General features: G+C 56.2%; 13 protein-coding genes. 4 read left to right on the forward strand and 9 right to left on the reverse strand.

Features of this window, described 5'->3' with window-relative positions:
- Nucleotides 1–101: 101 nt before the first annotated feature.
- Nucleotides 102–3,095, forward strand: coding sequence for a trifunctional glycosyltransferase/class I SAM-dependent methyltransferase/polysaccharide deacetylase (locus tag AC13QO_RS02905; RefSeq protein WP_488539896.1), 2,994 nt, complete (start codon nucleotides 102–104; stop codon nucleotides 3,093–3,095).
- Here the strand turns inward: AC13QO_RS02905 and AC13QO_RS02910 are convergent.
- Nucleotides 3,084–4,133: a glycosyltransferase family 2 protein gene (locus AC13QO_RS02910; protein WP_488539869.1), complete on the reverse strand. Its 1,050-nt coding sequence runs from the start codon at nucleotides 4,131–4,133 to the stop codon at nucleotides 3,084–3,086. The genes AC13QO_RS02905 and AC13QO_RS02910 overlap by 12 nt on opposite strands.
- A gap of 1,582 nt (nucleotides 4,134–5,715) precedes the next feature.
- On the opposite strand from AC13QO_RS02910, the gene AC13QO_RS02915 reads away from it, so the two are divergent.
- Nucleotides 5,716–5,922, forward strand: a complete 207-nt coding sequence (locus AC13QO_RS02915; protein WP_004676311.1) for a hypothetical protein — start codon at nucleotides 5,716–5,718, stop codon at nucleotides 5,920–5,922.
- Nucleotides 5,923–6,275: 353 nt separating this feature from the next.
- On the opposite strand, the gene AC13QO_RS02920 is transcribed toward AC13QO_RS02915, so the two are convergent.
- From AC13QO_RS02920 to AC13QO_RS02950, 7 genes are all read right to left on the reverse strand, one after another.
- Complete coding sequence (locus tag AC13QO_RS02920) at nucleotides 6,276–6,524, reverse strand: hypothetical protein (RefSeq protein WP_085780158.1); 249 nt, start codon at nucleotides 6,522–6,524, stop codon at nucleotides 6,276–6,278.
- 102 nt (nucleotides 6,525–6,626) lie between these two features.
- Nucleotides 6,627–7,334 (reverse strand): TfuA-like protein, encoded by a 708-nt coding sequence (locus AC13QO_RS02925; protein ID WP_285195597.1) that lies wholly within the window; start codon nucleotides 7,332–7,334, stop codon nucleotides 6,627–6,629.
- Nucleotides 7,331–8,518, reverse strand: a complete 1,188-nt coding sequence (locus tag AC13QO_RS02930; RefSeq protein WP_488539897.1) for a YcaO-like family protein — start codon at nucleotides 8,516–8,518, stop codon at nucleotides 7,331–7,333. The genes AC13QO_RS02925 and AC13QO_RS02930 overlap by 4 nt, the downstream gene beginning before the upstream one ends.
- A 42-nt stretch (nucleotides 8,519–8,560) precedes the next feature.
- Entirely contained in the window at nucleotides 8,561–8,773 is a 213-nt protein-coding gene (locus AC13QO_RS02935; protein WP_085779099.1) for a hypothetical protein, read from the reverse strand.
- Between the two features lie 20 nt (nucleotides 8,774–8,793).
- The gene (locus tag AC13QO_RS02940) at nucleotides 8,794–10,638 is read right to left on the reverse strand and encodes a peptide antibiotic resistance protein (RefSeq protein WP_488539870.1); all 1,845 of its coding nucleotides are present in this window, start codon (nucleotides 10,636–10,638) and stop codon (nucleotides 8,794–8,796) included.
- Between the two features lie 9 nt (nucleotides 10,639–10,647).
- Complete coding sequence (locus tag AC13QO_RS02945) at nucleotides 10,648–11,073, reverse strand: helix-turn-helix domain-containing protein (RefSeq protein ID WP_064804372.1); 426 nt, start codon at nucleotides 11,071–11,073, stop codon at nucleotides 10,648–10,650.
- Nucleotides 11,074–11,235: 162 nt separating this feature from the next.
- Nucleotides 11,236–11,868: a class I SAM-dependent methyltransferase gene (locus AC13QO_RS02950; RefSeq protein ID WP_285195594.1), complete on the reverse strand. Its 633-nt coding sequence runs from the start codon at nucleotides 11,866–11,868 to the stop codon at nucleotides 11,236–11,238.
- Between the two features lie 536 nt (nucleotides 11,869–12,404).
- Between AC13QO_RS02950 and AC13QO_RS02955 the strand changes: the two genes are divergently transcribed.
- Nucleotides 12,405–13,274, forward strand: coding sequence for a DUF6030 family protein (locus tag AC13QO_RS02955; protein ID WP_488539871.1), 870 nt, complete (start codon nucleotides 12,405–12,407; stop codon nucleotides 13,272–13,274).
- Nucleotides 13,275–13,651: 377 nt separating this feature from the next.
- Here the strand turns inward: AC13QO_RS02955 and AC13QO_RS02960 are convergent, their stop codons facing one another.
- Complete coding sequence (locus AC13QO_RS02960) at nucleotides 13,652–13,915, reverse strand: hypothetical protein (protein ID WP_488539872.1); 264 nt, start codon at nucleotides 13,913–13,915, stop codon at nucleotides 13,652–13,654.
- 205 nt (nucleotides 13,916–14,120) lie between these two features.
- On the opposite strand from AC13QO_RS02960, the gene AC13QO_RS02965 reads away from it, so the two are divergent.
- Nucleotides 14,121–15,194 (forward strand): endo-1,4-beta-xylanase, encoded by a 1,074-nt coding sequence (locus tag AC13QO_RS02965; protein WP_488539873.1) that lies wholly within the window; start codon nucleotides 14,121–14,123, stop codon nucleotides 15,192–15,194.
- Nucleotides 15,195–15,197: the final 3 nt, after the last annotated feature.

A 15,197-nucleotide genomic window follows, 5' to 3' on the forward strand; every position in this document is an offset into this window, starting at 1 on the left:
TTGCCATCGGTTAAATACACCTTGCCTCAAAGTAGTAAAGATCATCATACTCGCGAACTGACACGGTAACTCCAGCGTGATCTTTATCGCAGGAAGCAGCAATTATGCCTATAGTTTCCATCATTACACCGGCGCATGGAGCGGAAACAACACTTTCCTCGACGTTGGAGAGCCTGATAGCGCAAAGTCATACTGACTGGGAATGCATCATCATTGATGATGGTTCAACCGATCAGACGGCTCAGATCGCGGACCGTTTCGCGGATCGGGATACGCGCTTCCGTGTGCTGCGGCAGGAGCAGAGCGGCGTGTCAGTTGCTCGCAATGCGGGGCTGGCGCAGGCGAAAGGCGACTGGGTCGTCTTCCTCGACTCAGACGACACCTTGGCATCTTCCCACCTCGAAATCATGCTGGGTCACACGCGAACTTTGCCGCAGGCCGACATTCTGCATTGCGGTTGGCGCCGCCTGAAACATGGTGCACCGTGGTGGCAGTCTCACCCCGCGGTCAAAATGGACAATCCGTTTGCCGCAACAGCGCGCTATTGCCCTTTCGCGATCCACGCAGCCTTGGTTCGCCGGTCCCGGCTTACAGAAATAGGCGGCTTCGATCCGGAGATGAAAATGTGCGAGGACTGGGACCTGTGGCAGCGCCTCGCCCGGGCTGGCGCCGAGTTTGCGCCGGTCGAAAGCCTGATGGCCGATGTTAGCGTAACGGCCGGCTCGCTGTCGTCAAACAGGGTCAAACATCTTGATTTTGGTCTTAAGGTGATCCGACGCGGCCACCATTCCGATCCCCGCGTCACCGATCCGGTGCCGGCGCTCGCCCAGGGAGTAACGCAGGCCGCGTTGGGAACAGCCTGCTGGTATCTCGCGATCTGGCTCGTCGGCGCCTCAATAGGTCAAGGCGACAATCCTGGTGAACTGCTCGACCGAGTGGCAGAGCCTATTCCACCTAACGCCGATGTCTACGCGCTCATCGCGGTAATGATAGACGGGATTGTGGTCGGCGCCTTCGCGGACGAGCCGATTTGGCCCGGACTTTGGTCGAAGATCCAGGACAAGCTTCCCGAGCTGGAGGCCTGGTTTAATCGGCATGGTCCCCAAGAAGCTTTTGGTTCCCTGTTGGTTCGTTCAATGGAGCGAAGGGTCGCTGACCAACTACCGACCAACGTGCTCACCACGATCGGAACAACAAGGATACAGCCAATTGATTTGGATCGCCCTATCGTCGACCTCATCTTGCCCGGCATCGAGCGGTTGCGCTGTTGCATCTGGCGAGGTCCGACCCCGCTAGGGCAAGTGGAGTTTGTTGTCTTTGGAGCAATCGAAGCCGATACGATACGAAATCGACTCAGGATGGTGTTCGGCCCGGACTTCGATCAGGATGACGGGCGCGCCGTCTCCACCAGCATGGCGGCGCCAAGCCACCGCGGAGTAACTCGACGGTTGCTGAAGCTCATGGCGAAAATATCACATTGGGCCAAAGCTAAGACATCAGCGGGTTGGCGGCGCAAGGAGGAGCCGACGCCAACACATGTCGATTCGATGTTGGTCACCGCGCACGCCGGGCGCGCCGAATTCGACCGAATCGTCGACGAGGAACGTCAGCGGGCGATTGCGGCCTCGAGGCAGATGTTAAATGAGAAGCCGTCGAAAAAAACCGGCCCGGCGGGCGATGAGGTGCCGAGGTACGATACGGAAGCGTACTGGGAGGAGCTTTTTTCCCAGGTCGATCCTTGGGACTACCGAAATAACTATGAGACTGTGAAATATCTTCAAACATTGTCGTTGTTGGACGATCGCCGCTTTTCAAACGGCCTTGAGCTGGCCTGCGCGGAAGGAACCTTTACACGGATGTTGGCGCCCCGCGTCGACAACCTGCTGGCAACCGACATTTCGGCGTCGGCAGTCGCTCGAGCGGCCTCGCTTCAGGACCATGATTCTCCGGTAGCCTATCGGCAGTTGGATCTTTTGAGGGACGAGCTGGGAGGGCCTTACGATCTCATCGTCTGCAGTGAAGTTCTGTACTATTTGGAGAACAGAGAAAAGCTCCGGCAGATAGTCGATAAGATTGCGGGCAGTCTTCGAACTGGTGGTTGGTTCGTTACCGCTCACGCCAACCTCCTGATCGATAGGCCGAATGAGACAGGCTTTGGGTGGCCGCATGAATTCGGTGCGATCGGCATAGGTGAGACGTTTGACCAACATCCGGATTTAACTCTCTCGGCTGAAGCCAAGAGTCCGCTCTATAGAATCCAAAGGTTCGAGAAGGTAGAGCGCGGGGGCTTCCTAGAGCCTACACGCGTGGAAGTAAACACGGCGCAGCCTCTGCCTCTTCAAGTCGCCAGCCAAGTACGCTGGAGAGGCGGGCGAGTTGTGGAATCGGCCGCCGACTGGAACGATGTCCCGATCTTGATGTACCATCAGGTTTCGGACGATGGCCCGGAACAGCTTTCTCGATACCGCCAGTCTCCAGAGGCCTTCGAATCCCAACTGGCCTTCCTGCGCGACGCCGGATGGCGAGGAATGACTTTGGATCGGCTGCTTGCTTGTTTCGACGAAGGCGCCAAACCGCCCGAAAAAACGTTGGTTCTGACCTTCGACGACGCTACACGCGATTTCATGACGCATGCCCTCCCCCTGCTACATCGATATGGCTTCCCATCCTCGCTCTTTGTCCCAACCGATAGGGTCGGCAGCTCTGCAATATGGGATTCGGCCTATGGACCGCCAGCTCCACTACTAACTTGGGAGGAACTTGCGGCGGTCGCGAACAGCGACGTGACGCTGGGCGCCCACGGTGCCCGGCACGTGCGTTTGTCTGCCCTGGCACCGGAGAGCCTATTGCGAGAGCTTGCTGGCTCCAAGGCTATGCTCGAGAAATGCCTAGGTCGAGAAGTGCTGGCGGTCGCATATCCGTACGGCGACTTCGACCCCGCTATCAGGGAGATAGCCGAACAGTGTGGCTACCGGATCGGGCTAAGCTGCGTCGGTGGCAGGGTGCAGGCAAATGCAGATAAGCTCGCATTGAAAAGACAGGAGGTTTTCAGCGGGATCACCCGATCAGAGTTCGCAAATCTGCTATTTGGCTGAGACAAGAATGGGGGGGTCCACCGTCCAACCCGCATCGTACTTTGTTCCTAAGGCAAATCGGTGATCGGGATTTGAAGAGAAATACGATTTCTGCTTCAGCCACGATCGGGCCTCTCTTTTCAGTCTCCTCATCGCCTTTGATCCCGTGTCGACCACAAGCATCTTGGCTGCAATTGGCTTGTCATGTCGCGACATGGTTGCGACAAGTCTGATGAGCTCGCGGTATCGGCGCTGTTCAACCGCCTTCTGGACGAGCCAGCGGCCACAGCGGCTTAGGCCGGCCCGGACTGCAAAACGCTTTTCCGGGTGTCTCTTGAGCATTTCATCCGCGACCAGAATCCAGGACCGTAGCATTCGCGTCAGGTTGGATGACATGTTGTCTGGCGTTTGGCGATAGCCGACAAGATAATCCGGCACCACCACAAAATGTGAGAATTCAGCGGCCAAGCAGTAGAAGAGGAGATCTTCACACCCCTGCGCGTCACGCTGTTGGAGTGAGGAGTCAAATCCTCCCGTCGCGTCAAGAATATTCCGCCGTACGAGTGGCGAACTTGCATTTCCAATGAAGTTATCCGCAAGTACCTCGTCGAGCACATCTCCCTCGATGGAAACCTCATCACTCCGGTAGATGATGTAGTTGTTGTGGTCAATCATTGCATACCAAGTGTAGACTAGGCCGACATTGGGGCCACCTCTCTCCAATGCAGCCAATTGTCGCTCAATTTTATCAGGTGACCAAATGTCATCAGCATCTAGGAATGCCACCAAGTCGGCAGACGTAGAGCGCCAACCCGCATTTCGAGCAGCGGCGACGCCGGAATTTCTTTGCTTTAATACTCGAACACGCGGATCTATTTCAGCGACTGCTTGCGCAATAGCCAGGGTATGGTCCTTAGAACCGTCGTCCACCACGACGATATCGAGCGCATGATGTGTTTGATTGCGAACGCTGCTGATTGTTTCAGCCAGAGTTCGTTCCGCGTTATAGGCAGGGATTACAACAGCAACAGTTACGTCACTTCTTGCCGATTTCTTCAAGCTCTTAACTCCGAAGGCTCCACAATCTCAAATAGGATACATCAAGATGCGGGCTTGAGTGTCAATAATGGGGTAGTGGTTCTTCGAAAAAGGTATTTCTACCCAGCAGCTGTTCCTAGCCGGTAGATTGTCGGCCCCGCAGCGCTTTAGCGCGGGCCGCGTTAATCATGCCCGTTCGCAAGAAGCCGAACTCAAACCCGCCGATCGTGCCCTTAATGCGCACAACGACCTTGGGCCGACGAGGACCATACACCTGTCGAGATCTATGACGCGCAGCGCGTTGGCGGTGCGGCGAAAAGTCCGTTGCGTCTCCTCGAAGATAGGACATCTCCGCCAATCGAGAGAAAAAGAAATGCTCCGGAAAGCCAGTGATTCCACTCCATCGGCAAAGCCTCTCATTTTTAAGTACAATCTAGGAAACTACAAATATCATCGCAGCAATAAAGCGATAAATTGTGAGAAAACACGACAACCCAACAATAATCCGTGACAATATCGAATTTAATGGCAATCATGTCTTCGTACTGCGCAGGCAATCTTACCCGAGGACCCGTCACCACCCCGGCGGGTCCTCAACTTTGCTAGAACCTTTCCAAGGTTAGCTTGAAGCATTCTGGGGGAGCAGGTTTTCGTCAGGGCAAAGGCGATCGGCTCGGGCACACCTCCTGGTACTCCCGAGCCGATCGCCTTTGGCTGGAGACACCCGGATGGACTGATCGCCCGCCGACTCTGCTTGAGCCAAGAGGATGGTTCAATCTAGCTCGGAGAAGCTCGAAAGTTTACGCAGAGCCAGGGCGCTGGTTCCTGGGTCGGGCACAGCAAATTCGCCACGTGGTATTATTGTCGATCAGAGATCATCCTACCGCATTACATTCGCTCGTCACAGCTTGTTCACAGCATTAGCATAATCGAACTCATCTTGCGGTAGATTTATAAATACAACCATGGTGTGAAATTAATGTTTTCCTCGTTTGATATAATTTGATTTGTATTACGCTATCCTTAAGGGTTATTAATTTCTGACTGGTAGATAATGGAGATGCATTCCTTCCAGAAATATGGAATCGCTCTCGTTAGTTTGCTGAGTGCCGTTTCGGCAGTGCTGTAACCATATAGTACTGTCGAACGGGCAGTACGACGGGCGGCCCGAAAGTCTTCGCACCGACAGGCACCGAAGACGTGGCGGCGCAATTCGATACCAAAGAGTGCTGATCTCGAGGCGAATGAAGCTTCGAAACACCAGTAAATCAAGGGTTATCGCCGTTCATCACGCCACTGGTCGGACATTATAAGGCGCGCCTTTCGACGTGGCATGACAAATTCGCATGATGAGCCGAGACCCCGGGCACGCGAGGCCGCAGGCTAAGAGACGACCATCCTCGTTTAAGCGGTCACCCGCATGGAACGAGGGCTCAGGAGTACCAAACGCATCGCCGCAGACAACAGCCTCGAATGTCCGTTCTCGCGTCAAGCTGTGTCGAAATGGTCGCACCTCGTGATCGAATTAACCGTTCGTAAAGCATTTGCTTGCTCAACTTATAATTTGTGTCATGGTCACTGGAAGTAGTGAGGAGCCACCCTGATGAGTGATATGGCATCGCAGATTCCGGAATTTGGTTATGATGAACGCGTGATGATTTGCCGCAAACAGATCGAGAAGGCGGTTTATCAGTTCATTGCAAACACGAAGGTCGAGGGGTGCGATCCGGCGGAAGTCGCAATGGCCATCGCGGACATTGCCGACGACTATATTTTACTGCTGGCCCAGAAGCGCAATTTGACCCATTGATCATGATCGGCCGGCTCGGCCGATCGTCGGACGACCGCAAACCGATATCGCCGCCGCCTCCCTGCCCGGAGACAACGCCAGCCAAACCGCTTACCATTCGTTCTGAACCTATCTTTACGCCATCGAATGAGCGGCGGTTGTCCAGCCCGCGACAAGCCGAGGCTTCTCCCAAACCACAATTCAGATGGATTGCCGATAGACAGGCCTCAGGGCACTCGTTTCAGCCCGACAGACCGTTGCTGTGCAACCGACCGGAGCCGGTTTTCTGCGGCCCTCCCATATGCACAGTCGCATATAGCCCCAAAATCGATGTGATTTTCGGGCTATCCGAGTTTGCAGCATGAAAGCGGGCACTAATGTCTTTTTACGCTGACTTGCGGAACCGGAGAGCTCAATTCGGCCAACTCTCTGGTCAGCCCCTCTCCGACTTCCTGCTTCACCGCCTCAAGAGCAAGGTCGAGGCAATTCGTCGCGAATTGCAGCTTGACATCCTGAGCAACCTGTCGCGCATAGGCGATCATCCGTGCCAATGCGACCAGTTCGTCCAGAGCGTCTTTCGCCCCTAGATCTCCATCTAGTTCAATAGTCGATGTCACGCCCATGTCCATTTCTCCAACGAATAGAAGGAATGATACGCGGGCTGACGTGGTCGAGCCCGTGAAAAAAGCGTGACACAACCCTCGGTGACGATCGTCGTCTTCGCTTCACAATGCGGACCGTGTGGAGAACGAGGTTTCGCGCAGTTTCCAGGACAAACCGGCATTTACGCGAATATCGGCGGTCGACTGCACCATCTTTACCAATTCCAATGCATCGATGCGTTTTTGGTCAACGGAATGCGACACGAGAGTGGCCAGAAGGTGCGGGCGATCTGGCTCGGCTACGTCAGCGCATTGCTCGACGATTGCCCGCCACGTCCGCCTCTTGAAGAATATTGCGTTCGCGGCGTCTTCAATGACCTGGCGCAGCCCATCTGCGAGCAACTCATTCCTTTCCATGGCATCAAGCGTGGCGCAGACATTGACCAGCGGTATGGTCAGCGGCTTGCCGCCCAGCGCGCTCGGCGCGTGCAGGAGTGCAACGGCGGCATCGTCGACCAGCCGACCCGTCCGATAGTCTTCGAAAATGCGGCCGATCCCGATCATCCCGAACGAATGACATTCCGCAGCGCGCAGCGCGCCCATGCTTGCCGCTCCGAGGACAGTCACGCCAAGCGAAAGAGCACGGAGAATTTCCTTATGCCAGACCGGCGCGGCGTATTCGAAACCGCCATCAATCAGACCGATGACATTGGCACCCTGTTCCACCACAGCCAAAACATCGCCCTGCGTGGCGGGCGGCAGGACGCGTATCCCCTCGCCGGCAAGTGAGCCTGCGTCGGGAAGACTGGGACCCGCGAAAATGACCTTCAAAAGCCTATCGCTCTCGCGAGCGCCCTTGTTCCAAACTGGCGAGCACGCGACCCCTCCGGATTTTCGAGTTCGGGGATAACGACCTTTACGACGCCAAAGGGAAGCGTGTCGTCGCTGAGGGGTACGGCGATGACCGAGTTGATCCCTTTGTTCCGCAAAGCCTCCAGCACATGCTGCAACAAATGCGTCAGATCCCGATGTCCCGGCGTTCGGTGGCGGACAGGACCGGCAGCCGGCGAGATCGGAACCGCGTCGAAGGCTCGCCGCATGAGCGGCGGCAAGGATCTCGAGAACGTGGCGGGAGAAATATCGTCCCTGGCTCCGCTGATATAGGTGAGCCTGGATTGTGCGGCTTCCGTTACCGCCCGGATGGCCGCGCGCACGGGAGACGGATGGGCTCCCGTACCGCCGGTCACCTCGACGAGTCGAATGTCCCTGCCGCCTTGGCGATCCGGCTGGCCTGGAACGGAGTCCCTGGGACCCAGAATGGCGGTGAAACAGGGAATGGCGAGATCGCTTGTGATATCGAAGAGCCGGAGCGCCAATCCTGATTTTTCGATCTTGTCGATCAACCCGGTCAGTGCTTCATCCTTGAAGCCGCGGGGATCGACGCAGCCGGCATAACGATCCCTTTCCCCGCCAACCTGCCACAGCACGGTCGCATCCCGCTCAATCCGCTCGAGCACGCCGTGGAAAACGGCCTCCTCGAAATTGTTTCCAGATGCCAAGCCATCAGATGACATCCAGTATCGCGCATCGCGCGTGCGGTCGAGCAGCACCGCTTCAAAAGGGATATAAACCGGCTCGCCGGTGAGGATGTTGATGCCGGCCACCCATTCCGTCTCCTCGTCTGGCCTGAGGTCGGGTTTATGCATGGCGATCAGGCAGCTCAGCGTATCGATCTTGTGCCCCATCGCCTGCAGACCGAACGAGGTATCGCGGACAGGATCAACGAAAGGTTCGCCGGCAACTGCCCGTTCCACAGCCTCCATGACGCTGGATACTTTGGCGTCGATATCGGTCAGCCCCTTCCCCTGAGCAATCACGATTGAGCGTGAATTCGGGGTATAGGAGCACCAGACGGGAATTCCGATGTCATCAAGCCCGGTATGTCGTGCAATCCTGGTAATGCCGAACCGAGCTAAAAAAGGCTCGACGCGGGAAAGAGTTTCCCGCGGCGATATGATCCTGTCGGAATATATGGACCGGTCCGTCAGAATGCTGGCTCAGCCGTCGACGTGACCGGAAAGCGCGACCTGCGCCGACGAAACGGCGACGGCCAAATCGACGCCCTTCACGAATATGCCACCGGCTTTGCGCAGGCTGCTCGCAGTCGCCAATTCCCCCGTCGGATTGAGCGGTTTGACGGTTCCTGCGTCGAGATCGGCGAGCCAAAGACCTTCCTCGCCCGGTATTCCTATAATGACAGCTTTCGCCATGTAATGCCCCTCAGCTATTGTTAAAAACCAGCCTTCAACAGGCCCTCCCGATATAGCTCTTTTTGCCAGTGCTCCTTGAAGGGAACGATGGCGAGCCACTTCTCGACGTCGAACACCGGGTTGATGCTTTCGGCGCGCTGCCGATGGAAGAGTGCCCGTTTTCGATCGCCGATCATTGCGCAACTGGCCGCGGCGATACGATGGGCCGGCGCTTTGTCTTTCATCGCTTCGACATAGGCGATGGCCTCCTCGTACTGTTCCAAAAAGAAACTGGCTCCAGCGGCACACCAGAGATAGGCGTCAGGTGCGATCGGATTGAGCGAAATTGCCTTTCTGATCTTGGCGAGCGCGTCGCCGGGGCGGGATGCATGCACGAGCGTGTCGGCATGACTGTAGATGACATCGGCAAAATGCGGACTGAGCTCTTCCGCCAGGTGAAGGGCTGCGACGCTGGCATCCACATCACCGAGATAAAGTCTGGTGACCCCGAGCTCGCGATGGCCCGCCGCCGATCCCGGATCTCGCTCGATTGCGCGAAGCGCATGCTGCTCTGCCAGGTGCAGCAGTTCATTGTTTCCCTGCGCCGTCACGAGCCACTCGCTGGTGAAAGTTCTTGCCAGCCCGGTAAATGACGGGGAGAAATCCGACCTATGCGACAGCGACTGCTTGAACGCCTTCCTTGCCCGGCGGATATGCGGCAGCGTCAGCTTGCTCATCAGGCTGGAGCCGACGAGATAGGCGTGATAGGCTTCAGGATTGGCTTCGAAACGTAGCCGTTCCTCCTCGTTTTCAGCCAGCTCACGCGCCACTGACTCGGTCAACTGCTGGGCGATAACCCGCCTTTGACGCGGCAATATATCGGGGGTCATCTTAAAACGATTGGCCCAGACGATCTCATCCGTGGGGAAATAGATCAGCTGGGCGAACAATCCCTCTTCGGAAAACCGGGTGTCGAGAAGATAGGCAATCGAGTGCCTGGCGACCACCGCCGCTTTTTCGGAGTCGCGGCGGATCTGTCCGGCCGTATGCGGAGCGACGATGGAAATATGCCGAAGTGCACAGAGTTCGATTGTGACGTCTTCGATCAGGGCGTTGGCAAGTGCAAGTCCGGCATCGGCGTGCTTCGCCGTCGGGGGAAGCAACACCAGACGGGGAAGGATCCTCGGGATCGGCGATATGTGTTCGATATCGGTCGGCTGGCTGCCGGGCTCGGGACGCTTCACCTCCACCCTTGTTTGGCCGCCGCCGTCCGGCAATCTCTCGCCGAACGATGCGCCGCCGGATAGCCGATGCAGCAATGTCCTGACCTGCTCGTCATTCGGATCCCGCTCAAGGATTTGTAGGGCGGCGCTGGAAATGATGCGCGCAGCACCCGGCTTTTGCACATCGGGCAGCGCCTCCAGCAATGCTTGCCGCAATTGCAGCGCATGGGCGTCCCGCTGCGCCCTGATCCAAGCATCTATCTGCTTTGTCGCCGGCTTGATATTTCCGATGAAGCCGCGCTGCATCGATTCGGCGATCGCCTGTAGTCGATCCAGCGGCGAGCCGCCGGCCCGAAAGACATCCAGATCGCTGGAGACCACCTCCTTGTTGAGGCAAACCGTCGTGGCAGTGAAATCGAAGGCTACTTCCGTGCGTCCGCCGTCCATCTCCCGGATGCGGGACAGCATTTTGCGCAAATTGAGCCGCGCCAATTCGGGCTCGACGTCGCTCCATAGAAACTGGGCCAGTTCATAACGGCTGAGTTCATGGCTCGCACCCGCATAGATGTGGGCCATCATCAACAGACCTTTGATCGGATAGCGAACCGGCTCGCCATCCGACTCAGTCAGCCGCAGATCGCCAAATGTCTGCAGATGAAGCACGGTCCATCCTCAGTTGTGTACAACCGGATCCTGCAGGTCGCTATCGACGTCGGGCAATCCCGTCATCGCCAGACTTTTGGCCAAGGCCACCAGCTTCTGCCTGATGTTGGGATCTTCGATGGCGATGAACGCTTTATTGAGCGCGAGCCCTTCCTTCGAGGACAAAAACTTGTTCAATTCGCTCGTCTCGCCTTCGATCGGCCCGGAACCGCCGTTCTCGAAGAAGAAGCCGACCGGCACGCGAAGGATCTCGGAAATGCGCTGAAGGCGGCTGGCGCCGATCCGGTTCGTTCCTTTTTCATATTTTTGAATCTGTTGGAAGGTGATGCCAAGAAGTTCGGCCAAGCCATGCTGGGTCATGCCGAGCGTCTTTCGCCGAACTCTCACGCGGTTGCCAACATAGACATCGATGGAATTCGGCGATTTGGCCTTCATCTGCTTAAGTCTCCCGCTTCATCAATACGCCGGCTGTATAATGGAGAGTTTAAGCAAGAATGCAACTAAAAGTAAATATTTCAGAACGGTTTTTTTATCACGGCACGCAGTAGAACAACCTCTGGACTACTGCGGCGAACCGCGCAATGTCGCGCCGCCCGGCTAAAGCGGCTTATCGGCGACGGCGATCATTGATTTGGCAAAGGCAGGAATTCTTCCAACATATTCGAAACGGACGTTAGCGAAGCCGGTCTCCAGCAACAGTGTGCGCAATGTGTTTTTCGACCAGAACTTGATATGCCCGTGATCCCTCAAAGGCATGAAGTGATCGTCCATTTTTCCCGTCGCAGCCAGTGCAAGATTCTTCAGATATCCGTGATAGGGCGTCGATATCACCGCGATGCCGCCGGGCTTGACGAGATCAAACATCGTCGCGGTGAAGCTCTTCGGATCGTAGACATGCTCGACGACCTCCAGGCTGATAACGGCGCTGAAGTTGCCATATTCCCGGGACAGGTCGTCATAGGCCGAGCCGACGCTCAGCGCCAGGCCGGGATAACGGATATTGGCCTTGCTAATCCCGTCGCTGGAAGGATCGACGCCGACGACATCATATCCTGCTTTCGCAAGAGTCGCTGCAGCCCCGCCGGTTCCGCATCCGAGATCGAAGACGTCATTTTCCGCTGAGCCGTCGAAATGATTCTCCAGTACATCGAAGATCTTGGGCAAGATGTAGGAGTGCGCAGTTGTCGGTTTGGCGTGAATATAGGTGGTTGCGTCTAGCTCGATGGACATGGTCTCTCCTTTCTGCTGTTGCACGCAAACCCTATCGATTAATACGTCGAAAATTTGATCGAATTCGCCTAAATTCGTCAGCATACAAATATATGTTCGAAATAATTTAGAACTCATCAAATAATTCTGAACGTTAAGCGCGAAAAAATTGCTGAAATTAAGCCAGCTTGCCTGACAGTGATACTAAATATCTCAATATGCTCGACTGAGAGCTGAAAATAACTGTGTCAATTCAACAATCTTTTCAAAACACTCGTATTTATTTCAATTCATTTCGGACAACGCCCCTATGCGACCACAGAAGCGGCAAGATCCGCGGCTATCTCTCGCCGAATTGCCGAATGCTGTATTGGAATTCTCGACTGAAATGCCGTTGAAGCGCTCTCGGCGAACCGATCGCGCGCTTTTCATGAGGGCTCGGATGAAAGAGCGCTCGGTTGCAGACACGAAGCCAAAAGATATTTAACCGGATCATGTATACTGCTGGGATCCAGACAGACCAACGAAACCCTTCTCGCGTGCCGGAGAAGACAAGCTTGCCCGATAATTCGTCGCCCGCGTATGCCAAACAGCCGGCAGGAAAACCGCGGATTCCCGTGATCTTCTGGTTGCTGCTGACGATTTCCCTCTCGCTGGTCATCGGAACGGTGCTTCTGTCCAACGACATGAAACACCTCAGGGCGATCGGCCATTATTTCGGCTTGGATCTTTTCCCCCCTGAGGATAAGCCGCCGCCGCCCAAAGCGCTTCCCCGACCGGAGCCGCCGGCGACCTACAAGCTTCCTCTGCATGCCACCGAAGCGCCCATGGCACAGACCGCGTCGGCTTTTCTGCGCACATGGCGCATATCAGGGCCTGCAATGTGCGCGGCGCTGCGCCAAGCGGGCGTTCAGACCAGCGAATGGGCGGCGGCCAGCTTCAATGCCGACACGTTCGAGTGCTTTTACGAGCACAGCGCCAAGCGCGAGAAGGATCAGCTCGCGAATTCCATCTTCGTCATTGTTCGTGGCGATGCCGCCGGCACGATCAGCAGCATGCGCGTGAAGATCGTCAATCCCGGAACGGATCAGAATGGCCGGCTCGATCCGGCGATCCTGCGAGTTTTCGAAACCATGCTGCTTCAACCGCAATGGCTCGATTTTCATGAGACCCTGAATGCGATAAAAAACTTGAAGGACGTCAAGGAAGACGGCTTCGGAGCCAATATCGCCTTCACCCACGAGGTGCTCAATCCGGAGCGCTACAATTTTACCCTCTCGCTGGAGGCAATCTCAGCCCCCCAGAAAAGGGCGAGGAATTACTTTTCCGGCAGAACATGGCTTCCCGCGCCGGAGCCCGCAATTGCGGCCAACCGCGCGCAGCCGGAACTTCCGCATCAAGAGCCGCCGGCAGTAAATCGCAATTAGAGCCTTTCCGGGTTAGCTTGAAGCATTCTGCCGGAGCAGGTTTTCGTCAGGGCAAAGGCGATTGGCGACGGGCATACCCCAAGGTACGTCCGAGCCGATCGCCTTTGATCCTGGCGGAAAGATGCCCGGCCCTTCGGGTTGGCTGAAACGGGCCGGCTGATCGACCGGCCGGCTTGGCCGTAGAACTGGGCTACGACGCGCGCCGGCCGGTCGACCATCCGACTCCGTTTGAGCCAACAGAATGCTTCAATCTAACCCGGAAAGACTCTAGAGCCGCATGCAGCGCACCTCAGGCAATGCGACTTGCATCACCGTGATGCCGGGACAGGATCCTGTAAAGCTCCGTCAAGCTGTCTGGACCTGGCCGTTCGGCCCCTTCACCACCGGCCGACGCCAGAGACGCTCCACATTGAGGTCCTGAGTAGCTTGCGCAAGTTCGTCGTTGAGCGAGCGAACGACGTGTGCCGATTGACGCATCGCAACGAGGTTCTGACGAGCGCGCCGAAGAGGAGGAGAATGATGCCGACAACGCCGAGAGCAAACGCCGCGAACTGACGATCATCAAGAAGGAATACGCCGCTGCGAACAGTCGCCATAAAAAAAGCGGCATAGCTCATCAGATAGTTAAGCCAATCTTCCATAGCGAGCTCTCTCCCGCAGCGGTTTAATATCTTGGCTTATGCAAAGATATCTAGAAATTGCCGTCGTTATCCGCGCCCGCTGAAAATACGTCGGAATTTGTACCGATCTATTAATTAAGGTCGAAGCCGCGATGGATCGTAATCCGCAAGTTTGGCCCTTCGATTCCGCCGAAGACGTTAAACACAGCCAACAGTGAGAGAAAGAATGAATAGAAGACGTTTCCTCGCCTCCGTTCCGCTCGCCCTGTTATATGCGCGCGCGGGTCAGGCTTTGGCGCAGGTGCCGCCGTCCGCGGGGCTGCGCGCACTTGCCGACAGAAAATCGTTTCGATTCGGTTCGGCGATCGATCCGACGGATGTCGGCAATCCGATTGCGTCGCAGATATACATCGATAACGTCAATTCGATAACGCCGCGAAACCAGCTGAAGTGGAAGGCAACGGAAAAGATGCCAGGCAACTTTTCCTTCGGCCCTGCCGATCAAATCGTTGCGTTTGCGCGCAAAAACAACATGCGGGTTTATGGACACACGCTTGTCTGGTATCGCACGCCCGACTGGGTGTCCGCCATCACCGATGCTGAGACCATTCGGGCGGCGATGAACCGTCATATAAAACAGGTTGTCGGTCGCTATAAGGGGTCGATCGACGCGTGGGATGTGGTGAACGAGCCGTTGGAATATGATGTGCCGGATCTGCGGGACTGCGTTTTCCGACGCCTTCTTGGCGACGACTATATCCGCATGAGCTTCGACATGGCACACGAAGCCAATCCCGACGCGATGCTGGTTCTCAATGAGACGCACCTGGAGAAAAAATCCGACGTGTTCGAACAGAAGCGTGCACGCATCCTGAAAATTGTCGAGGATCTCGTCGCCAGAAAGACGCCGATCGGCGCCGTCGGGCTGCAATCGCATTTCCGCCCCGGTCTCGATCGGATCGATCCGGAGGGAATGGGCCGATTCTGTGCAACGCTGAAGGATATGGGTATCGGGGTTTTTATCACCGAACTCGATGCGTCCTGCCATTTCCTCAATCGCGACAAGAGTTCCACGCCGGTCTCCTATGCGGAGATTTTCGGTGACGTGATCACCGTCGCAGCCGAGCGTGGTGACTTGCAAGGCGCCACCGTTTGGGGCATGTCGGAGAGATATGGCGGGCTTGACGAGAAGGACACCAACCCCGGCGCGGCATGCACGAAGCGCGTTAATCTTTACGACGATAACAACGATCCGAGAAGTTCGATTGACGGCATCAAGCGGGCAATAGAGGCAATGTGATCG

This window comes from Rhizobium sp. CNPSo 3670, from assembly GCF_057784555.1.